Here is an 18,596-nt window from a genome sequence, read left to right as displayed (position 1 = left end):
GCCCGCAGAATCTAGACAGGAAAAGCATGAAAATAATCGGGTTCGGGGACAATATCGTGGACCGTTTTCTGGACCGCAATGTGATGTACCCGGGTGGAAACTGCGTCAACGTCGCCGTCTTTGCGCACCGGCTGGGAATCGACTCCGCCTATCTCGGTGTGTTCGGCTCGGATCCTTTGGGCGAATTCGTTCGTGAAGCGATCGACGCTGAGGGGGTGGACACCAGCAAATGCGTTGTACGTGATGGCCTCAACGGCGTCACTGAAATCAAGGTGATCGATGGCGACAGAGTCTTCCTGGGCTGGAACCAGGGAGGCGTCACCACCAGTGATCCATTCGTCTTGACGCCGGAACACCTTGAATATCTGGCGTCCGCGGATCTCGTCCACTCGAGTGTCTACTCGGCTTCTGAGTCCCAACTGGCGGCCGTTCAAAGCACCGGAAGCTTGGTTAGTTACGACTACTCTTCGGAGCCCGAGCGGCGCGCCGACTCCTACTTCAGCCAAACGGCTCCGTATATCGACCTCGCGTTGCTCAGCTGTGGAAACCTGCCCGTGGAATCGGTTCAAGACGACCTGCGGAGGGTGCACGCAGCCGGGGCCGCGCTGGCGGTCGGAACCAGGGGGGAGGCAGGGGCAATGATGTACGACGGCGAGACTTTCCTTACGCAGGCGGCTGCACCTACTGATGCCCGGCAGTTCACAGACACGATGGGCTGCGGCGACGCATTTCTCGCCGGACTGGTAGTGGAATTGCTGGGTTCCGGCTGGACGCGGCAGTGCCGGCCTGCCCATGGTTCGCTGCAGAAAGCGTTGGCTCGCGGGGCAGAGGCCGCGGCGGCCCAATGTTATGTAGAGGGCGCCTTTGGTTACGGCCGGCCGGTCGGTGCACCAACTAGGATCTGATGGAGGAAGAATCAAAGGGCACGTCCGCTGCAGCGGATTCCATGATCAAAGGAGGCAGGATGGCGTCGGATCATCAGAACCACCCGGCTGCTCCCACCATCACGGAAGTAGCCGCTGCTGCAGGGGTGGGCAGGGCCACTGTTGCCCGTACCCTGGGGAACTACGGCTCAGTCAGCGAGGTCACCCGCGCCAAGGTGATGCGGGCGGCCGAGAAGCTGGGCTACCAGCCGAATTCCTTGGCGAGGAGCATGACCACGGGTGTTACCAAGACACTTGGCATTGTGCTGGCCGATGTGGCCAATCCCTTCTTCTCCGGAGTGCTCAAAGGTATTTCCGAGACTGCGAAGGGAGCCGGCTACGACGCCATCATTCTGAGCACCGACGAGAAACTTGAGTTGGAACGCGACGCAATCGCTGTGCTCTTGGCCAAGCAAGTAGATGGCCTCGTGGTGGCCTCCGCCGCGGGCAGGAGTGACGATGTTTCCCATCTTTCCAATGCCGTGGACCGTGGAACTCCCGTGGTTCTCATCGACCGCCTGGTAGATAGCTTGGAAACCGATTCCGTGGTGATCGACAACCGTGAGGCTGCCCGCGCAGCTGTGGCATCGCTCATCCGGAATGGGCATCGGCGCATAGCTTTTGCCTGGGGTCCTGTGACCTTGAGCCCAGCTACTGACTTGAAGCAGATGCACAGCATCCTCGATGAAGCTCTCTGGAGTGATGGGGAGCGATTGCGGGGATACCTGGATGCCCTGGAAGAGGCGGGCCTGCCCTTTGACACGGACCTGATCACCCATGTTCTGAAGAACGAAGGGCAAGCGGCGCGGGCGGTCAGCGGCATGCTGGCACTGGCCGATCCGCCCACGGCCATCTTCACCACCGAGACAGAGGCAACGGTGGGCGCACTCCATGCCTTGCGTGCCAGAAACCTCCGGCTTTTGAAGGACGTTTCGCTGATCGGCTTCGATGACAGCCCATGGGCTGCCGTCATGGAACCACCTTTGTCCATGATCCAGCAACCCATGCGTGAGATGGGTGCGGCGGCCGCACAGCAACTGATGGCACGCATCTCTGGTGACACTTCCGCGCCCAAGAAGCATGTGCTGCCGTCCTTGCTTGTCGCACGCTCCTCCGACGGTCCCGTGCGAGCCTCCAGCAGCAGCTAGAAATTTCCCATCCGCAATTTCCTGCAGGACCCTTCCCCGGCGCAGTAAATCATGATTCACTGTGGTACCGGTATCACACGTTCCAAACCCTTCCCTTTCCGTGAAGCCCCACAGCATCCCAACGCCGGGCATGACTTCCTCCACAACGTGGAACGCGGCTAAACGGCTACCGAACGAAAGTAGAAGTAATGCGTAAAAGCACCCAATCGATGATGGCCTTGCTGGCCGGTGCCGCGTTAGCCCTGACCGGCTGCGCCGACGGCGGAAGTCAACCGGCCGCAGCCTTGGATCCCAACGCTCAGCCCCAGTACTCGGGCACGCTCAGCATCCTCACCAAGTTCGGTGGGGATCCATTGGAGCCCTACTTCAAGGATTTGGCAGCGGACTACAAGAAGCTTCACCCTGACGTTTCCTTTGATCTCATCCAAGAGACCGACCAGAGCATCAAGGACAAGACCAAGACCTTGACTGCCTCCCAGGCGATGCCAGACATCTATTTCACATGGGCGGGCAGCTGGGCCAATGATTTCATCGACGGCGGACTCGCAGCCGACCTCACACCCGCAATTGCTCCCGGCACGGAATGGGGGAACCAGTTCGGTGAGTCAGCGCTCAAGGCGTTCTCCAAAGACGGAAAGTATTACGCCGTTCCGCTGTATAACAACGGCAAATTCATGGGCTACAACGAACGGATCTTCAAGGAGCTTGGGTTGACGCCGCCGTCGAACTTTGACCAACTCATCTCATCCTGTTCGGTACTCAAGAAGGCCGGTTACGAGCCCATCTCGTTCGGGAACAAGGACGGCTGGCCAGCACTTCATTACCTGCAGCAACTTTTCGCCTACGAAGTCCCCTCAGAAACGCTGCAGGCCGATTTCAGTCCTGCGACAGCGAAACTCGAGGACGCGGGCTATTTGAAGGCCATGGGTGAGTTCAAGACCCTGATCACTGCCTGCACCGGCAGCGGCAAGGACTCCAATGGAGTCCTGTACACGACAGCCCAGCAAGCGCTGGCTGAGGGGAAATCCGGCATGTACTACCAGGAGATCCTGGAGTTCGACAGCACAGCTTCCAAGGACTCCAAGCTGAAGCAGGACGGACTCGGGATTTTCAAGCTGCCCGCAGCCGCCGACGCGAAGGGCGATCCCAAGGCGATCGAAGGTTCTCCCGAGGGTTACATCATTAATGCCCGGTCCAAGAACGCGGCCCTTGCCGCGGACTTCATGAAGTTTGTCACCAACAAGGAAAACGCTGCCAAGCTCTCAGCGCCGCCGTACGGACAGCCCAGCGCCGTCAAGGGTGCGGTCTCGCAAGCGAACTCGTCGGGTCCGGTCATCGAGGGCATCAAGCAAGTGAACGAGGCAACTGCAGCCATCACGTGGCTTGACTCGGTAACCGTGCCGGCAGTGGCCGATGCCTGGCTGGCCGGCGGCGAAGCCTTGGTCGCAGGAACCCAAAGTCCTGACCAGGTTCTTGCCTCGGTCCGGGCCGCCTCTGCCTCCGCAAAGTAGGAGTGCCATGACTTTATCCAACACTGCATGGAAGCCTTCGGCGCCACCACCGGTTTCCGATGAAGTGGCTCCAGAGCGACCGCGGAAGTCTGTACGTCGGGGCCGCTGGCGCAATCTGATCTGGGTTCTGCCCGCATGCCTTTTGCTGGGTGCCTTCGCCTACCTGCCTTTGGTCCAGAACCTTGGTTTCAGTTTCCTTAAGTGGGACATTTACAGCGGACGCCAAACCTTCGTCGGAGCGGACAACTATGTCCGAATGTTCCACGATCCGATTTTCTGGAAAGCGCTGGTGAACAATGCCCTCTACGCCGTCATCTCCATCGTCTTTCAGGTTTTCGGTTCCTTGCTCCTGGCTGCCCTGATCGAAGGATTGCGCAGCCAGCGCTGGCGTGGAATCCTCCGGGCAACGTACTTCGTACCCTCCGCAATATCGCTGACGGTGGCCGGGCTGTTGTTCTATTTCATCTACGAGCCCGAGATGGGCATCCTGAATGCCGCGTTGGATTTGGTGGGCTTGGGCAATGTCACCCAGTCGTGGTTGGGACAGGAAAACACTGCGATCTTCGCCATTATCGCCATGAGTCAATGGCAGGGATTCGGGTACTGCACCCTGCTGTTCTCTGTCGCCCTGCAACGGATCCCCACGGAACTGTATGAAGCAGCATCGATCGACGGCGTTGGTCCGGTTCAGCGGTTCTTCTCCATTTCCCTGCCTCTCGTCAGGGAAATGACGGGGCTTATGATGATTGTCACCGTATCGGGAGCATTCCAAGTGTTCAACGAGGTCATGGTGATGACCAGTGGAGGCCCGAATAATTCGAGTCAGGTCCTCGGTACGTGGCTCTACAGAAACGGCTTCGTCCGGAACGACTTTGGCTACGCTGCCGCCGTCGCCACTGCCGTCTTTGTCATCACGCTGGCGCTGGCTGTTATTCAGCTTCGTTTCTCGGCACGCAGGAGGGTCCAATGGTGACACGGACCTCTGTGCTGCTTGTTCTTGGACGAGTCCTCGTCCGGGCGTTCCTGGTGGCGCTCGCCGTCGTCGTTATCTATCCCTTGCTTTGGATGGTGCTGAACGGTGTGAAATCGAACGCTGAACTCTTTACGAATCCGTTCGCGCTTCCTGTGGCTTGGAAATGGGATAACTACGTGACGGCGTGGAACCGAGGGGTGGGTGGCTATCTCACCACCAGTGTGATCGTCACTGTGGTTTCGACGGTCGCAACGGTCTTCATCAGCGCCTGGGCAGCGTATGGTTTGACCCGCGTAAGCATTCCCTTAAGCAGGACGGTTTTGGTGCTTATTCTGGGTGGGCTGATGCTTGCACCTACCGTTGCATTGATCCCGTTGGTAAAGATGTTCCAGGCGCTTGGGCTGTACAACAATCTGTGGGCGCTCCTGATTCTTTACACTGCCTTCCGCGTACCATTCACGACATTCTTGATTCGTGCGTACATGATGGATCTGCCCGCAGAAGTGGATGAGGCGGCCGCGGTTGACGGGGCGTCCAAGGCGAGGGCTTTTTGGCAGGTTATCCTTCCAATGTGTAAGCCGATCCTGGTTTCCACAGTCTTGCTGAACATCCTGTTCACGTGGAACGAGTATTTGTTCGCTATGGTGTTCACCAGCGGTGGCGCGTCACAGACCCTTCCGGTGGGTCTCACCAACCTCATGTCGAAGCACGGCACTGACTATCCAGTGGTATTCGCCGGCATGGTGATCGCTGCGTTGCCAGTGATCGTTCTCTTCTTTGCCGGGCAGAGATACTTCATCCGAGGGCTTGCCGACGGCGTTGGGAAGTAGCCGTGGTTACCCTCGCACTCCGCCAAGTCAGTGGTTCGAACTTCGCGTACCAACATCACACACTCGAGCGTTGCCTCGATGACATGGCAGCACTCGGCCTGACCACGATGGAACTGTGGGGCGTGGCCCCGCACCTGCACATTCCAGAGGCAGCCTCATCGGACGTTCGGAAGGTGAAAAGGCTACTCAGGGAACGCGGACTTGTGACGGCCTGCCTCACTCCGGAGCAGGTTGCCTACCCCGTGAACATTGCCTCGGGCGAGCAATGGCTTCGTGATACGAGTGTCCAATTGTTCCTGCGGGCTGCCGAGATATCCAGTGAGCTTGAGTCTCCCCTCCTGTTCCTTACATCTGGGCGTGGGTACGAGGAAGAAGCAATCGACGTGGCGTGGGAAAGAGCGGTGGCCAGTCTTCGAGCCATCACAGTGAGGGCGTCAGAGCTCGGAGTCACCTGTGTGCTTGAACCCCTCCAACGGGTGGAGTCTAACCTTGTCACGGACGTGTCCACGCTAAGCCGGATGCTCGACGACGTCGGGTCGCCGGGTCTCGGCGTGGTGGTGGACACGGTGGCGGTGGCGGCCGCGAATGAGAGCGTCGAGGACTACGTTGACGTCTTCGGCAACAAGGTCCGTCACGTGCATTTGATCGATGGCGCCCCTACAGGTCACTTGGCGTGGGGCGACGGATTTCTCGACCTCGACGAGATTCTGGCGCACCTTGCGCGGCTGGGCTATTCGGGTGCCATGACGTTCGAACTATTCGGTGACGGCTCCTATGCCTTGGAACCACGAGCTGCAGTAGCCAAGTGCCTGGAGGCCGTCCGCGCCAGCGTCGAAAGACTTAGCTGCGACTGATCGAGACCGATCCCGAACATGAGCTCGTTGGCACCGTTTGCTGTCACTGTTTGCTGTCACTGGGTTGCTCCGGGGCAGCCCCAGGAGTTGGGGTTTTGTTGGCAGGTGTCTGCGACGAGTGTTTTTTGGGTTTTCCAGACGTGGATGGTGGTGGGTGGTGTGGTGATGTCGAGGGTTCCGCTGATGGGTAGTGGGGGTCCGTTGTTGACGGTGTAGGTTCCGGTGAAGGTGGTGATGAGGGTGGTTTGGTAGTTGCCGGTTTGGGTGTAAGTGTGGCTGGTGCGGGTGTTGGTGGTGAGCCATTGGGTTTGGGGGAGGGGTTGGCCTGGGGTGGGGGTTGGTCCGAGGGTGGTGCCGTCGCCGTAGGTGTAGGTGTAGCTGGTGGGGGTGGCGGTGAGGTGGACGTTTTGGCCGAGGATGGTGAGGTTGAAGGTCTGTTCGCCGGTGGTGGTGGTGTAGAAGTTGGTGGGTCCGCCTTTGAGGGTGTTGGGGGCGGGTTGGGTTTGGAGGGTTCCTGGGTTGACGGGTAGTTGGCGGAAGTCGGTGAGGATGCGGGCTGCGATGTTGGCCAGGACGTTTTCTGGTTGGGGGTCGTAGAGGCAGGTAGGTCCACTGACCGCCGGGAAGTCGGTCCATACGGGGTTGGTGATCGATTTCGGAGCTTGCCGCCAGATCACTGGTGTGCCCTCCTGGCCGCCAGGTGTTTTTGGCGGGCAGTCGAGGGTGAGGCAGCCTTTGTCCGGGGTGTCCGACCCGCCTGAGCGACAGTGGACATCGGCCATGTACTGATTCGGATCCTCCGCCCCCGGCGACGTCCCCGGACTTGGACTCGACTCGCCTGTCTCGGGGTCGAATTTGAAAGTGCCGCCGACTCTGAGGGCAGTTTCTCCCCGACCTACGGTGATTTGTCCGCCGTCGTCGTTCGCCGCACGTGCGGCACCCTCAGGTGCAAAAGGGAAAGCGATGAGCAGGACAATTAACCAAGTGCGCAGGGTCTTCATTTCTGGCCGACAATTATTCCGTTGTCAGTAACCCGCCACGAGCCGTCGATGAATCTGACGAAGACTGCTTCCGCGATATTCGACTCCGGAGTGGGGTTTGTACCTTCGCTCCCGTCACCGTTGAGGTAGTGGGTCTCAGTCTGGACTACTTGGACGCTGGCTTCTTGGACGTTCGACCCCGCTTTCCAGTGGACATCGATAACTGGCGTGGTTACTTGGCCTCCAACCATCCACCTCCCTTGGCTGTAGTTGCGTTCGATAGCCTTCTGGTAGGCAGCCGCTACAGCATTTGAGGTGTCGGTGACCGCGGACCAGGGGCCTAAGTCTCCGCTCTCTGTCGCAAAGGAGAAAGCGGAATACCAGTACCGTATGAACGCCTCCAACCCGGCCTTCGAGTTCTCCTTCGCCAGCTCCGGCATCACGGGGACGGGAACGTTCTGGGCCTTCCCCTTCGCATCGGCCGGCTTGTACGCCGCAGCCGTCGAAGGGCCCGCAGGCGGGGAAGCCGATCCAGATAAGGTGGGCGACGCCGTCGTCGAGGGTGTTGACGGTGGGGTGCTGGGTGTCGACGGACCCTCGCAACCTGACAGGAACAAAACCAGAAGCAGGCCTAGCGTCACCTGCCCGCGAAACGTCCTAGAGAAAGCGAATGAACGTGGTGGCATGACAGGCTCCCCAGCGGCTGTTTGATTGCGTGCTGCGAGTCTAGGCTGGCCCCGCAACCACGTCCCAACTACTCAGTGGGGGATGTGGATAACTTTCCGCCACACAGTGTCGGACCTAGACGCTAGGGTGGTACTGACGAGAAGGGGAGTGCTCCATGGAAGACCAGAATGTGCAGCTCGAGCCCGTACCCGGCGGCGATGCCACCGGAACCGGACGCACCATCATCTCCGAGGCGGCTGTGGCCAAAGTCGCGGGTATCGCCGCCCGCGCAATTCCCGGCGTGTACTCCTTGGGTTCCGGTCCCTCCCGGGCACTCGGCGCCATCCGTGATGCCGTGGGTAGTTCGGACCACTCCGCAGGCGTCCGTGCGGAGGTCGGCGAGACACAGGTGGCAGTGGACATCACGTTGGTCGCCACGTACGGCCATCCCCTCCACGGTGTAGCAAACCAAGTCCGAGCCGCCGTATACAGGGCAGTCGAGGAACTCGTGGGTCTCCAGGTGATCGAGGTCAACATCGAGATCACCGATGTTTTCGTGGCCCCGCCGCCCAAGCCCGTCGGCGCCAAGACAGTGGTAGTTGAAAGGGAGGTCCTGCAATGAGCATGACGGTAGTCGGCATAGGCATCGGTGCTTTCGTGGCGTTCATGTCCCTCTCTTTTGGGCTCTGGGGTTTCCTCGTTTCGCTCCTTTTCATGGCAATCGGCGCGCTGTTTGGCCGTGCGGCAGATGGAAAGCTCGATCTCCGAAGCGTCCTTGACGCCATTACGGGCCGGCGCTCTTCGTCATGAAGGTGGCTGAGGCTGTGGACTCCACCACCAGCCTGGCCGGCCATAACCGGATCAGTACCCAGGCTTTGACATCGTTGGCCAAGGCCGCTGCCGCCGAGGCTTTAGGCGTAACCGCCAGCGCCATCCGCGCTGATTGGGCGGACGACGGCGGCTTGCTGGCTTTGTCCATCGTGGCACCCATCAGTATTCCGGCCCTGATCGACGTCCAACGACATCCACAAGCCGTGGAGAGCTTGGGCGGTTCCATCTGGGACCGCGCCGTGGCAGCGAAGGCGGTGATCCTGAACCGTGTATCCCTCCTGAGTGGCTCGCGGCTTAGCCGTGTGGATATCAGGATCAGCGGTGCAGAGGTCAGGGAAGGAGGTCGCGTTCAATGACACAGGATCAGGTAACAGAGCCATTGAAGGTGGTGCAGGAGTCCGGCGCCAGCCCAGTGGCCGGTGAAGACCCCGCGATGAGGCATATCCTGCGCCGTGAGATGCATTCTTCCCGGGCTGCCGCGGCAGGAATAGCCGCCGTGTTGGTCATGATTGTTTGTGCGTACGTACTGCTTGAAGCAGGCGTCCGGGCGATTGGCCAGCCACCTTGGCTGATCGATTTCGGCACCGCCGCGGAGCGGATTATCGCCCTTCCAGACGGGATCTCGCCGTTGCTGCTGGGGGCCGGCGGAGCGGTTGTTGCCATGGTGGGGGTCTTCTTCCTGCTTCAAGCCCTCCTGCCTGGCCGGCGGGCGCGGCACCTGCTCCGGGACCGGCGTGCCGCCGTCGTAATTGACGACGAGGTCTTGGCTTCGGCGCTCGCCCGTCGTGCCCGGACCGCAGCAAACGTTACCCGCGAACAAGTGATGGTGGTGGTCTCGCGGCAGCTCGTCGTCGTTAATGTACGGCCCACCTCCGGTAGCGCGGTGAGCGAGGAAACGGTGCTGGCGGCCGTCCGTGCCGAACTTGAAGAGATGTCTCCGGTGCCCATGCCGGATGTCCGGGTCAATTTGGCCACGTCGGGGGTAATTGGCGCATGAACGGTACACCGCGTGCACTGAATCGGGTTCTTCTCTTTATTATTGGCGCCGTATTCCTGGCTATCGGGGTGCTGCTGGTTTTGCTGGCTTCCGTCCCTTCCTTCGCGTCCTGGTGGCACGGTTGGTCGGCCGGTGTATGGGGATCGGCGGAGGGTGCCTTCGAGCAGACACGCCTGCCCGGCCGTCAGGAGAGCTGGCTGTGGATAGTCGCTGCCCTGGTGGTAATCGCGATCATCGTTGCCATGATTGCCTGGCTCTCGCAGCAAGGTAAAGGCAAGGCAAACTTCCTCGTGTCGGGGGAGGACGACGGCGACGTCGAAGGCTTAGTCACCATCGGTGGGGGCGTCGCTGAGCAGGCGCTAAGGGCTGCCCTCGCTGACCGACCGGATCTGGCGGGGGCATCGGTAGCCACGTACGAGTTCAAGGGCCAGCCGGGGCTACGGGTCCGCATCCAGCCGAGGCAGGGGGTGGCGCCCCACCTCTTGGCCACCGAAGTTTCGCAACTTCTGGAAGCGTTGGATCTTGTGATCGGAAAGAAAACCCCGGTGCTGCTACACATAGTCTCGGGTGCACGTGCCAAGTTCACGCGAGCCGAGCGGGTTCGCTGACCGTTCTCAGGACACCAAGGTAGTGGCGGCAGCGTCCATATGTTCGTGGATGGTCTTCCGGGCCAGTGATGCGTCGCCGGTTTCGATCGCAGCGACGATTTCTCGGTGCCGGTTCACGCTCATGTTTTTGACGCCCTTTTCCAGGCCACCGAACATGATGGACATGCGGATCGACCCTTCCAAGGACTCCCACGAGTGCAGGAGCGTCTCGTTTCCAGTGAGACGGCAAAGAGTGCGGTGGAATTCCATGTCGGACTCCACTCGCTTCTCCAAGGACGCGTCCTGCGCCGCCTTCATCACGTCGATCGTCTGATGCAGGGATTGAATCAGCTGCGCACGGTCCGGGATTTCGCACAGGGTTCTGGCAGCCAGTGATTCCAAGGCGGCCCTCACCGCGAAAATGTCCCGGATCTCCTTTTCGTCCAGATGCCGGACGGAAAGCCGTCCACGCGGCCCTGCCGAAAGCAGTCCCTCCTGCTCAAGCTGGCGCAGGGCTTCCCGCAGGGTTCCCCGGCTGATTTGAAGCATCTCTGACAGTTCGGTTTCCACGAGATGGCGCCCCGGCTCAAGTTCACCGCTGGTGATCGCGGTTCGTAGAGCTGACAGTGCTTGTTCACGCAGGCTCTTCTTTTCCAGTCCGAGTAGCGGCGCGGTCAGTCCAGCCATGGCTTCTGTCCTCACTGTCATAAGTCAACTGTTTACAGTCGGTAGTGGTTCCGATCCTACGGCAAAAAGCACGGCAGTGGCCTTGGGCCAATGCCGTGCTTCCTGAGTCGAGTGCCTAGTTCGAATCGAGGGCCTAGCCCAGTTCGGCGAGAACCTTAGCCACGATACGGTCGACGGCCAAGCCGTAGCGGTCATGCAAAGTGGGCAGGGCCCCGGCGTCGAGGAATTGATCCGGCAGTGCAATAGGCACCACGCGCTTGCCCACACCTGCGGTGACGACGGCGGACGCCACGGTTTCGAACAGGCCGCCGACCACGGAGTGGTTTTCGAGGGTCACGCTCAATCGATCCGTATTAATCTCCCTGAGGACGGTTTCGGCGTCGAACGGCTTGATCGTGGGAGTGTGCACAACGGCAACGTCCACGTTGTGCGCTGCCAGAGCCTTCGCCGCTTGCAGCGCCCGCATGGTCATGAGCCCCGAGGAAATGAACACGACGTCGTTACCGCCGCGCAAAACCTTGGCCTTGCCGAGCTCAAAGGTGTAGTCGTATTCATCCAAGACGGTGGGCACGTTGCCGCGCAGCAGGCGCAGGTAGGTGGGCCCGTCTGAGGCGGCGAGCTGCGGCACGGCCTGCTCGATGTCCACAGAGTCGCAAGGGTCAACGATGGTCAGGTTGGGCATGCCGCGGAAGATCGCCATGTCCTCGGTGGCCTGGTGGCTGGGGCCGTAGCCGGTGGTCAGTCCGGGCAGGCCGCCAACGATGTTCACGTTGAGATTCGGCTCTGCCGCATCCAGGCAGAGAAAATCGTAGGCGCGACGGGCAGCGAACACTGAGTAAGTGGACGCGAAGGGGATCAGGCCGCTCTCGGCCAAACCGGCGGCTGCGCCGAAGAGCAACTGCTCGGCCATGCCCATCTGGAAGAACCGCTCCGGGAAGGCTTTGGCGAAGATGTGCATGTCCGTGTACTTGCCAAGGTCAGCGGTCAGGCCAACGATCTTGTCGTTCTCCTGGGCGGCCTTGACCAGGGCGTGCCCGAACGGTGCGTTTGACGTTTTCTGGCCCGGGTCGGCGAACGATGCAATCATGGCCGACGTCTTCAGTTTCGGCTTGGCGGCTGTCGCAGTGGCGGCCGTCGTGTCCGGAGCCTCGGTGGTGGAGCTCATGCTGAAGCCTTTCCTTGGTAGCCGGCAGTGAGCTGTTCACGGCAGATCTGCCATTCGTTTTCTTCGATGCGCATAAAGTGCGCCTTTTCCCTGTTTTCCAGCAGCGGTACGCCGCTGCCCACCTTGGTATCGCACAGGATCACGGACGGGCGTCCGACGGCGGCAGCCTGGGAAGCTGCGTTGTCGAAGGCAGCCAGCAGCGCGCCGACGTCGTTACCATCCACTCGCTGGGTGTACCAGCCGAACGACTCCCACTTCTCCGTGACGGGCTCTGTGCGCAATACGGTGTCCGTCTTGCCGTCGGCCTGCAATGCGTTGATGTCCACCATGGCGGTGAGATTGCCCAGCTGATGATGGTGCGCACCCATGGCGGCCTCCCATGTGGAGCCCTCGTCGAGCTCGCCGTCGGAGAGGAAGTTGAACACCCGGGCCTTGGAGCCTTGGTAACGCAGTCCCAGAGCCATGCCGACGGCGATGGTCAAGCCATGGCCCAGGGAGCCGCCGGAGATTTCCATGCCCGGGGTGTACGTGGACATGCCCGACATCGGGAGCCGGGAATCGTCGGACCCGTACGTTTCCAGTTCCTGGACCGGGATGATGCCGGCCTCGGCCAGTGCCGCATAATGGCCGATAGCGTAGTGCCCGGTGGAGAGTAGGAATCGGTCGCGGGATTCCCAGTGCGGATCATCCGCGCGGAACCGGAGCTGGTCTCCATATACGGTAGCGAGCATGTCGGCTGCGCCCAACGCCTGTCCAACATAGCCTTGCCCTTGGACCTCGCCCATGTTCAGTGCATGGTGCCGAATCCGGTAGGCCGCTGCCGATACTCGTTCAACACGTTGTGCCGAGGTTTCACCGGCGTCGGGGTTGGTTTCTTGCGTTTGTGCTTCCTTGGTGAGAACCACGATTCTCCCTTTCAAAGGTGGCGGCCCTGCCGCGTAAGTCGCGGTGAGTCCGGGGGTGGTGCGTAGCGGCGTTGTTAAGCGTCGACGCGGGTCGGGGTGGTCTTGGTGATCTGGTCAGCCAGTTCGCGTTCCCGCTTGCCCCAGGTTTCTCGGGTTGCGACGGCGGCCCAGAGGCCGATGGCTGCAAACAAGCCGAAGAGCAGGGCCGGACCCATCCAACCGAAGCTGACAAAAAGCAATGTGGTGATGAAGGGCGTGAAGCCGGACACCATCGCTGAAATCTGGTACGCCAGGCTGGCGCCGGACGAACGGGTTTTAGCTTGGAAGAGCTCCGGGAACCAGGCGCCTTGGGCCCCGGCGAGGGAGTTCTGGCACACGGCGTAGGAGATCACGACGGTGGCGATGACGAAGAAGAACAGCCCGGTGTTCACCAGCAGGAACATGGGAACGGCGAACAGGACGGCAAAAGCGCATGACCAGACGTAGACGGGACGGCGGCCGATGTGGTCCGTTAGCCTGGCCCACGCTTGGGTAGCAAAGATTCCGATGGCCGAGGCGATGCAGAGGGCAACCAGTGTCTGTGTCTTATCCGCCAGATGTTGGCTGTTGAGATAGGAGATCATGTACGTGATGGACACGGCGTAGCCGGCCGTCTCAGCTATGCGGAGGCCAATGCCTTTCACGATGTTGCGCCAGTCGGTCTTGATCACTTCGATGACCGGGGACTTCACGATGGCCCCGCTGTCCTTGACCTCATCGAAGACAGGGGACTCGGGGACCTTGGACCGGATGATGAGGCCAACCGCCACCAGCACGATGCTTGCCAGGAAGGGAACCCGCCAAGCGAGCTGGCCGCCAAGGTTGCTGCTTGCCAAAAAGGTGAGGTTGGCCAGCAACAGGCCCACGGGGAATCCGGCCTGGACGATTCCCGTGTATTTTCCCTTGTTCTTCCACGGAGCGTGCTCGTAGCTCATCAGGATGGCGCCGCCCCATTCCGCGCCGAAGGCCAGGCCCTGCACGATGCGCACGAAGACGAGCAGTGCCGGTGCCAAGAGTCCAACCATGGCATAGGTGGGGAGCAGGCCAATGGCGAAGGTTGCCAACCCCATCAGGATCAGTGAAGTAACCAACACCGGCTTCCGGCCTACTTTGTCGCCGAGGTGGCCACCAATAATTCCGCCCAGTGGCCGGGCAGCGAAGCCAACACCCAAGGTGGCAAAGGACGCGAGGGTCCCTGTGACCGGATCGCTTCCGGGGAAGAACGCGGTTCCGAAGTACAGCGCGGCAGCGGTGCCGAAACCGATGAAGTCGTACGTCTCAATGACTGCGCCCACGCCGGAGCCGATAGCGACGCGGGTAGCGTCCTTGGTTCCGTGGACGTGGCCGCGCATTTTCAGAGCTTCATTGCTCATGGAGTTTTGTCCCTTTCGGTGAGCGATGAAGCACAAGCTCCCGCGCTGTCGACCGTTAACACTCTGACACGACAATAGTGACCTGCGTCATGCTTCATTGTCAACAGTCAACCTAAAGTGTTGACTGTTGACAGCCAATCCACTTACAGTGATCCCCATCACCTCTTCTCAAGGAGCATCATGAGCCACACCATCCAGCGCACCGCCGTCCTGACCGGAGCAACCTCGGACCGCGGTATCGGCATGACAACCGCCCGCCGCTACGCCAGCGAAGGTTGGGGCGTCGTCATATTGGACCTCGACGGCGAGAAGTCCGCGAAGATCGCCGCCGAGATCGGCAACGAGTTCAATGTTCCCGCGTTCGGCCATGAGGTTGACGTTGCCAATGAGGCCTCCGTCATTGCCGCACAGGCGGCCGTAGCCGCGGAGGTGGCGGCAGGCAACCTCCCTCCCGTGGGCGCCCTGGCCAACATCGCCGGGATCACCTCTCCGCTCCCATTCCTGGAGACCACCTTGGAGCTCTGGCACAAGGTCATGGACGTCAATGCCACCGGCACCTACTTGGTAACCAAGGCGTTCCTGCCGGGCATGATCGAGAACGGGTGGGGCCGGATCGTCAACATGTCCTCGGTGTCCGCCCAACGTGGTGGCGGCGTCTTCGGCAAGGTCCCCTACTCGGCGGCGAAAGCAGCGATCCTGGGCTTCACCAAGGCCCTGGCCCGGGAACTGGGCGCCACTGGAGTGACGGTTAATGCCATCACCCCTGGCGCGGTGGATACGAACATCCGCGTGGGCAGCACTGACGAGCAGGAAGCCGCCATTAACGCCGGCATCCCGCTGGGCCGAAACGCCACCACGGAGGAAGTTGCATCGGTGATCACTTTCCTCTCCTCCGAGGCCTCGGCCTACTTGACCGGCACCACCATCGACATCAACGGCGGCAGCCACCTGCACTAACGCCCTCGGCCTGGCGACTCAGCCTGGCGACTCAGCCTGGCGACTCGGCCTGGCGACTCGGCCTGGCGACTCGGCCTGGCGACTCGGCCTGGCGACTCAGCAGGTCCTTGGCTAGCCCCTGTTGCGGTGCATCATCCTGTAGGTAAGTTCAGCCACGAGCTCCTCGTCCGAAAGGTGCGATGCCCTGGCGACCGGCCCCGAAGGAACTGCCGACCGGGCAGGTCCAGGACGCGCTTCATCGCCTGAGCGCATGTCATCGGGCGTGATCATGTCGGGGGCAAAGGAAGATTTACCCCGCAGCACATCGGCCACAGAGCCGGGACGCCAACCTAGGGCATGTTCAACCTTGCGCTGGTTGATCTCCTGCGTTCGGCGTGTTCCCGATTCCAGCGTTCGGACGGTCTTTATAGCAGTACCTGCCTGCTTTGCAAGCTGCACTTGGCTCAGCCCTTGCGCAAGGCGTTCTTCTTTGATCAGGCGGCCTATGGTCTGCAGTGCTTCAAGTTCGTCCACAGTGCCCACTTTTCCATAGGCAATACACGGTAACCAAATCTAAGCTGGGGTCGCCGTTCAAGGCTGCCCCGCACCAGCGTCCAGATGGACCGCGTGTTCACTCAGGTCTAACGGGCAGGTTACTTGGTATCAATGTGGTTAAGTTGCGTGTAAGCGCTTGCATTTTCGGGAGATCCGTAGCTAATGTGAGGCTCACCACATCAACCGCACTGCGGAAAACTACTGGTTCACTCACTGAGGAGTTCCCAGCATGAAATCCAAGAAGTTACTGCTCCCGGCTGCGATCGCCGGAGTCCTCGCCATGTCCCTGACCGCCTGCGGCGGTGGAGGCGGGGGCGGCGGCAGCGCCAGTTCGGGGGGCGGCCTTTCCGGTGATGCGGCCAACAACCTCGATGGCCGCGGTCCGATTACTTATGTTCAAGGCAAGGACAACAGCAACGTGGTCCGCCCGCTCATCGACAAGTGGAACGCGGCGCACCCGAATGAGAAGGTGACGTTCAAGGAGCAGTCGGACCAGGCCGACCAACAGCACGACGACCTGGTGCAGAACTTCCAGGCCAAGAACCCGAACTACGACGTCATGAGCGTCGACGTCGTCTGGACGGCGGAATTCGCTGCCAAGGGGTGGCTGCAGCCGCTCAAGGACAAGACGTCCATTCCCACGGATGGCATGCTTGATGCAACGATCAAGAGCGCCACGTACAACGGCACTCTTTACGCAGCACCGCAGAGCTCCGACGGCGGTATCCTCTACTACCGCAGTGACCTCGTTCCCACTCCACCGAAGACGTGGGACGAGATGATGAGCATGTGCTCCATCGCGAAGGCCCACAACATCGGTTGCTACGCCGGTCAGTTCCAGAAATACGAAGGCCTGACCGTCAACGCTGCTGAAGCCATCAACTCGGCCGGCGGCAAGATCGTAGACGATTCGGGTAAGGCAGCCGTGAACACGGATCAGGCCAAGGCCGGACTCAACAACCTGGTCCAGGCTTACAAGGATGGCAACATCCCCACCGAAGCCATCACGTACCAGGAAGAGCAGGGTCGCCAGGCATTCGAAGACGGAAAGCTCCTCTTCCTCCGCAACTGGCCCTACGTTTACAACCTCGCGAAGACTGACGGTTCGTCCACTGTGAAAGACACGTTCAAGATGGCACCGCTTCCGGGTAAGAGCGGACCGGGCGCCTCATCACTGGGCGGCCACAACGTCGCCATGAGTGTCTACTCCAAGAACAAGGCCACCGTCTCGGACTTCCTCAAGTTCATCACCAGTGAAGAGACCCAGCGCTTCTACGCAACGCAGGGTTCGCTCGCCCCGGTTCTGACTAAGCTGTACGACGACCAGGCCCTCGTGGCCAAGTTGCCATACCTGCCGGTTCTGAAGACGTCTATCCAGAACGCGGTTCCGCGTCCTGTGACGCCGTTCTACCCCGCAGTGACCAAGGCTGTCCAGGACAACGCTTACGCAGCCCTCAAGGGAGAGAAGTCCGTGGATACGGCTATCTCCGACATGCAGAAGGCAATTGAGTCGGCCGGAGCAAAGTAACCATCCGGGCCACGGTCCGGCGGCCTTTCCTCACGGACGGGCGGCCGGACCGGCGGCAACGGCCTTCTCCCTGACAGGAGTCTTGACATGTCAACAGAACTTCAAAAGCCGAAGACGACGGCGGGTGGCGGGCAAAAACTGCCGGGCCGCGAAAGCGCGGACCGGAAGGAAGCCACGCAAGGCCGTTGGGCTTACACCCTGCTGGCCCCCTCCTTGGTCCTACTGGCGATCGTGATCATTTATCCAGTGATCAACGCAATCGTCATGTCCTTCCAGAAGGACTCTGGCCTGGACGCCACCACGGGGTTCTTCTCCGAAGGCGGCCCTGCTGGTTTCGACAACTACATTCACTGGCTGGTGCAGCAATGCACGGCCCCCGGCGGAGGCAGTGTTGCTTGTCCTCCGGGAACCTTGGGCGCCCAATTCTGGGACTCCATGGGCACAACGTTCTTCTTCACGCTGGTCACGGTTGCTTTTGAAACCGTCCTCGGCTTTTGGATGGCAATCATCATGGCGCGTGCATTCCGTGGACGCAGCCTGATCCGCGCAGCTGTCCTGGTACCGTGGGCCATCCCGACGGCCGTCACTGCAAAGCTGTGGTTCTTCATCTTCGCTTTCGAAGGCATCGCCAACAAGCTCTTCGGAACACAGATCTTGTGGACGGGTTCTGAGTGGCCTGCCAAGTGGGCCATTATCATCGCGGACGTCTGGAAAACCACGCCATTCATGGCATTGTTGATCCTTGCCGGCCTGCAGTTGATCCCGGACGAAGTCTATGAAGCTGCAAGGGTGGACGGTGCTTCCACGTGGCAGCGCTTCCGCCTGATCACGTTGCCGCTGGTCCGGCCCGCACTCATGGTTGCGATCCTGTTCCGTGTGCTTGACGCGCTGCGCATGTACGACCTTCCAGCCATCATGACCCAGGGCGCTAACGGAACAACCACCCTCTCGATTCTGGTGGTGCAACAGATCCGGCAAGGATTCAACACAGCTGCGGCCCTATCCACCATTACTTTCCTCGTGATCTTCCTCGTCGCCTTCATCTTCGTCCGCTTCCTTGGGGCCAACGCCGTCGATGCCGCAACCTCGTCCGGAAAGGCCAAGTGAG

General features: G+C 60.7%; 22 protein-coding genes. 15 read left to right on the top strand and 7 right to left on the bottom strand.

Annotated elements, in window-relative coordinates; genetic code table 11:
- The first annotated feature begins 26 nt into the window (after window positions 1–26).
- From SB659_RS08665 to SB659_RS08640, 6 genes are all read left to right on the top strand, one after another.
- Window positions 27–905: a PfkB family carbohydrate kinase gene (locus tag SB659_RS08665; RefSeq protein ID WP_410550135.1), complete on the top strand. Its 879-nt coding sequence runs from the start codon at window positions 27–29 to the stop codon at window positions 903–905.
- Window positions 905–2,071 carry a LacI family DNA-binding transcriptional regulator gene (locus SB659_RS08660; RefSeq protein WP_410550134.1) on the top strand — a complete coding sequence of 389 codons (1,167 nt, stop codon included), beginning with the start codon at window positions 905–907 and terminating at the stop codon, window positions 2,069–2,071. The genes SB659_RS08665 and SB659_RS08660 overlap by 1 nt, the downstream gene beginning before the upstream one ends.
- Before the next feature lie 188 nt (window positions 2,072–2,259).
- Window positions 2,260–3,582 (top strand): ABC transporter substrate-binding protein, encoded by a 1,323-nt coding sequence (locus SB659_RS08655; protein WP_410550133.1) that lies wholly within the window; start codon window positions 2,260–2,262, stop codon window positions 3,580–3,582.
- A gap of 7 nt (window positions 3,583–3,589) precedes the next feature.
- Complete coding sequence (locus SB659_RS08650; RefSeq protein WP_410550132.1) at window positions 3,590–4,555, top strand: carbohydrate ABC transporter permease; 966 nt, start codon at window positions 3,590–3,592, stop codon at window positions 4,553–4,555.
- Complete coding sequence (locus SB659_RS08645) at window positions 4,549–5,385, top strand: carbohydrate ABC transporter permease (protein WP_410550131.1); 837 nt, start codon at window positions 4,549–4,551, stop codon at window positions 5,383–5,385. The genes SB659_RS08650 and SB659_RS08645 overlap by 7 nt, the downstream gene beginning before the upstream one ends.
- A 2-nt stretch (window positions 5,386–5,387) precedes the next feature.
- Window positions 5,388–6,239: a sugar phosphate isomerase/epimerase family protein gene (locus SB659_RS08640; protein WP_410550130.1), complete on the top strand. Its 852-nt coding sequence runs from the start codon at window positions 5,388–5,390 to the stop codon at window positions 6,237–6,239.
- Window positions 6,240–6,295: 56 nt separating this feature from the next.
- On the opposite strand, the gene SB659_RS08635 is transcribed toward SB659_RS08640, so the two are convergent.
- Window positions 6,296–7,240: a hypothetical protein gene (locus SB659_RS08635; RefSeq protein WP_410550129.1), complete on the bottom strand. Its 945-nt coding sequence runs from the start codon at window positions 7,238–7,240 to the stop codon at window positions 6,296–6,298.
- On the bottom strand, window positions 7,237–7,659 hold the full coding sequence (locus tag SB659_RS08630; protein WP_410550128.1) for a DUF6318 family protein: 423 nt from the start codon (window positions 7,657–7,659) through the stop codon (window positions 7,237–7,239). The genes SB659_RS08635 and SB659_RS08630 overlap by 4 nt, the downstream gene beginning before the upstream one ends.
- On the opposite strand from SB659_RS08630, the gene SB659_RS08625 reads away from it, so the two are divergent.
- The 6 genes from SB659_RS08625 (at window position 7,610) to SB659_RS08600 (ending at window position 10,321) form a co-directional block, all read left to right on the top strand.
- A complete protein-coding gene (locus SB659_RS08625; RefSeq protein ID WP_410550239.1) occupies window positions 7,610–7,930 on the top strand; it encodes a hypothetical protein in 321 nt (106 codons plus the stop codon). The two genes, SB659_RS08630 and SB659_RS08625, sit on opposite strands and share 50 nt — an antisense overlap.
- A gap of 130 nt (window positions 7,931–8,060) precedes the next feature.
- Entirely contained in the window at window positions 8,061–8,507 is a 447-nt protein-coding gene (locus SB659_RS08620; RefSeq protein WP_284975823.1) for an Asp23/Gls24 family envelope stress response protein, read from the top strand.
- A complete protein-coding gene (locus SB659_RS08615) occupies window positions 8,504–8,695 on the top strand; it encodes a DUF2273 domain-containing protein (RefSeq protein WP_284975822.1) in 192 nt (63 codons plus the stop codon). Before SB659_RS08620 ends, SB659_RS08615 begins: the two co-directional genes overlap by 4 nt.
- On the top strand, window positions 8,692–9,072 hold the full coding sequence (locus SB659_RS08610; protein WP_284975821.1) for a hypothetical protein: 381 nt from the start codon (window positions 8,692–8,694) through the stop codon (window positions 9,070–9,072). The genes SB659_RS08615 and SB659_RS08610 overlap by 4 nt, the downstream gene beginning before the upstream one ends.
- Window positions 9,069–9,713, top strand: coding sequence for a DUF6286 domain-containing protein (locus SB659_RS08605; RefSeq protein WP_410550127.1), 645 nt, complete (start codon window positions 9,069–9,071; stop codon window positions 9,711–9,713). The genes SB659_RS08610 and SB659_RS08605 overlap by 4 nt, the downstream gene beginning before the upstream one ends.
- A complete protein-coding gene (locus tag SB659_RS08600) occupies window positions 9,710–10,321 on the top strand; it encodes a hypothetical protein (RefSeq protein ID WP_410550126.1) in 612 nt (203 codons plus the stop codon). The genes SB659_RS08605 and SB659_RS08600 overlap by 4 nt, the downstream gene beginning before the upstream one ends.
- A 6-nt stretch (window positions 10,322–10,327) precedes the next feature.
- On the opposite strand, the gene SB659_RS08595 is transcribed toward SB659_RS08600, so the two are convergent.
- The 4 genes from SB659_RS08595 to SB659_RS08580 all read right to left on the bottom strand — a co-directional run bounded on the left by SB659_RS08595 (window position 10,328) and on the right by SB659_RS08580 (window position 14,469).
- Complete coding sequence (locus SB659_RS08595; RefSeq protein WP_410550125.1) at window positions 10,328–10,987, bottom strand: GntR family transcriptional regulator; 660 nt, start codon at window positions 10,985–10,987, stop codon at window positions 10,328–10,330.
- Between the two features lie 133 nt (window positions 10,988–11,120).
- Window positions 11,121–12,152, bottom strand: coding sequence for a transketolase family protein (locus SB659_RS08590; RefSeq protein ID WP_410550124.1), 1,032 nt, complete (start codon window positions 12,150–12,152; stop codon window positions 11,121–11,123).
- Window positions 12,149–13,057: a transketolase gene (locus tag SB659_RS08585; RefSeq protein WP_410550123.1), complete on the bottom strand. Its 909-nt coding sequence runs from the start codon at window positions 13,055–13,057 to the stop codon at window positions 12,149–12,151. The genes SB659_RS08590 and SB659_RS08585 overlap by 4 nt, the downstream gene beginning before the upstream one ends.
- A 74-nt stretch (window positions 13,058–13,131) precedes the next feature.
- Window positions 13,132–14,469 carry an MFS transporter gene (locus SB659_RS08580; protein WP_410550122.1) on the bottom strand — a complete coding sequence of 446 codons (1,338 nt, stop codon included), beginning with the start codon at window positions 14,467–14,469 and terminating at the stop codon, window positions 13,132–13,134.
- A 180-nt stretch (window positions 14,470–14,649) separates the two neighbouring features.
- On the opposite strand from SB659_RS08580, the gene SB659_RS08575 reads away from it, so the two are divergent.
- Window positions 14,650–15,426 (top strand): SDR family NAD(P)-dependent oxidoreductase, encoded by a 777-nt coding sequence (locus SB659_RS08575; RefSeq protein ID WP_410550121.1) that lies wholly within the window; start codon window positions 14,650–14,652, stop codon window positions 15,424–15,426.
- Window positions 15,427–15,537: 111 nt separating this feature from the next.
- On the opposite strand, the gene SB659_RS08570 is transcribed toward SB659_RS08575, so the two are convergent.
- On the bottom strand, window positions 15,538–15,939 hold the full coding sequence (locus SB659_RS08570) for a multiprotein-bridging factor 1 family protein (RefSeq protein ID WP_284979278.1): 402 nt from the start codon (window positions 15,937–15,939) through the stop codon (window positions 15,538–15,540).
- A gap of 250 nt (window positions 15,940–16,189) precedes the next feature.
- Between SB659_RS08570 and SB659_RS08565 the strand changes: the two genes are divergently transcribed.
- Together SB659_RS08565 and SB659_RS08560 are read left to right on the top strand one after the other, a co-directional pair.
- Window positions 16,190–17,488: an ABC transporter substrate-binding protein gene (locus tag SB659_RS08565; protein ID WP_284975814.1), complete on the top strand. Its 1,299-nt coding sequence runs from the start codon at window positions 16,190–16,192 to the stop codon at window positions 17,486–17,488.
- An 87-nt stretch (window positions 17,489–17,575) separates the two neighbouring features.
- On the top strand, window positions 17,576–18,595 hold the full coding sequence (locus SB659_RS08560) for a carbohydrate ABC transporter permease (RefSeq protein WP_284975813.1): 1,020 nt from the start codon (window positions 17,576–17,578) through the stop codon (window positions 18,593–18,595).
- Window position 18,596: the final 1 nt, after the last annotated feature.

The sequence above is a fragment of the Arthrobacter sp. SIMBA_036 genome, from assembly GCF_046535135.1.
In the GTDB taxonomy this organism is placed as follows: Bacteria; Actinomycetota; Actinomycetes; order Actinomycetales; family Micrococcaceae; genus Arthrobacter.
Note: the sequence above shows the minus strand (reverse complement) of the source record. Positions and strands in the feature narration are given on the sequence as shown.

What these genes read in the sequence shown, in the direction of transcription:
- SB659_RS08665 (WP_410550135.1), top strand. Translation starts at nt 27, where the DNA reads ATGAAAATAATCGGGTTCGGGGACAATATCGTGGACCGTTTTCTGGAC.
- SB659_RS08660 (WP_410550134.1), top strand. Translation starts at nt 905, where the DNA reads ATGGAGGAAGAATCAAAGGGCACGTCCGCTGCAGCGGATTCCATGATC.
- SB659_RS08655 (WP_410550133.1), top strand. Translation starts at nt 2,260, where the DNA reads ATGCGTAAAAGCACCCAATCGATGATGGCCTTGCTGGCCGGTGCCGCG.
- SB659_RS08650 (WP_410550132.1), top strand. Translation starts at nt 3,590, where the DNA reads ATGACTTTATCCAACACTGCATGGAAGCCTTCGGCGCCACCACCGGTT.
- SB659_RS08645 (WP_410550131.1), top strand. Translation starts at nt 4,549, where the DNA reads ATGGTGACACGGACCTCTGTGCTGCTTGTTCTTGGACGAGTCCTCGTC.
- SB659_RS08635 (WP_410550129.1), bottom strand. Translation starts at nt 7,240, where the DNA reads ATGAAGACCCTGCGCACTTGGTTAATTGTCCTGCTCATCGCTTTCCCT.
- SB659_RS08625 (WP_410550239.1), top strand. Translation starts at nt 7,610, where the DNA reads ATGAACGCCTCCAACCCGGCCTTCGAGTTCTCCTTCGCCAGCTCCGGC.
- SB659_RS08630 (WP_410550128.1), bottom strand. Translation starts at nt 7,659, where the DNA reads ATGCCGGAGCTGGCGAAGGAGAACTCGAAGGCCGGGTTGGAGGCGTTC.
- SB659_RS08620 (WP_284975823.1), top strand. Translation starts at nt 8,061, where the DNA reads ATGGAAGACCAGAATGTGCAGCTCGAGCCCGTACCCGGCGGCGATGCC.
- SB659_RS08615 (WP_284975822.1), top strand. Translation starts at nt 8,504, where the DNA reads ATGAGCATGACGGTAGTCGGCATAGGCATCGGTGCTTTCGTGGCGTTC.
- SB659_RS08610 (WP_284975821.1), top strand. Translation starts at nt 8,692, where the DNA reads ATGAAGGTGGCTGAGGCTGTGGACTCCACCACCAGCCTGGCCGGCCAT.
- SB659_RS08605 (WP_410550127.1), top strand. Translation starts at nt 9,069, where the DNA reads ATGACACAGGATCAGGTAACAGAGCCATTGAAGGTGGTGCAGGAGTCC.
- SB659_RS08600 (WP_410550126.1), top strand. Translation starts at nt 9,710, where the DNA reads ATGAACGGTACACCGCGTGCACTGAATCGGGTTCTTCTCTTTATTATT.
- SB659_RS08595 (WP_410550125.1), bottom strand. Translation starts at nt 10,987, where the DNA reads ATGGCTGGACTGACCGCGCCGCTACTCGGACTGGAAAAGAAGAGCCTG.
- SB659_RS08590 (WP_410550124.1), bottom strand. Translation starts at nt 12,152, where the DNA reads ATGAGCTCCACCACCGAGGCTCCGGACACGACGGCCGCCACTGCGACA.
- SB659_RS08580 (WP_410550122.1), bottom strand. Translation starts at nt 14,469, where the DNA reads ATGAGCAATGAAGCTCTGAAAATGCGCGGCCACGTCCACGGAACCAAG.
- SB659_RS08575 (WP_410550121.1), top strand. Translation starts at nt 14,650, where the DNA reads ATGAGCCACACCATCCAGCGCACCGCCGTCCTGACCGGAGCAACCTCG.
- SB659_RS08565 (WP_284975814.1), top strand. Translation starts at nt 16,190, where the DNA reads ATGAAATCCAAGAAGTTACTGCTCCCGGCTGCGATCGCCGGAGTCCTC.
- SB659_RS08560 (WP_284975813.1), top strand. Translation starts at nt 17,576, where the DNA reads ATGTCAACAGAACTTCAAAAGCCGAAGACGACGGCGGGTGGCGGGCAA.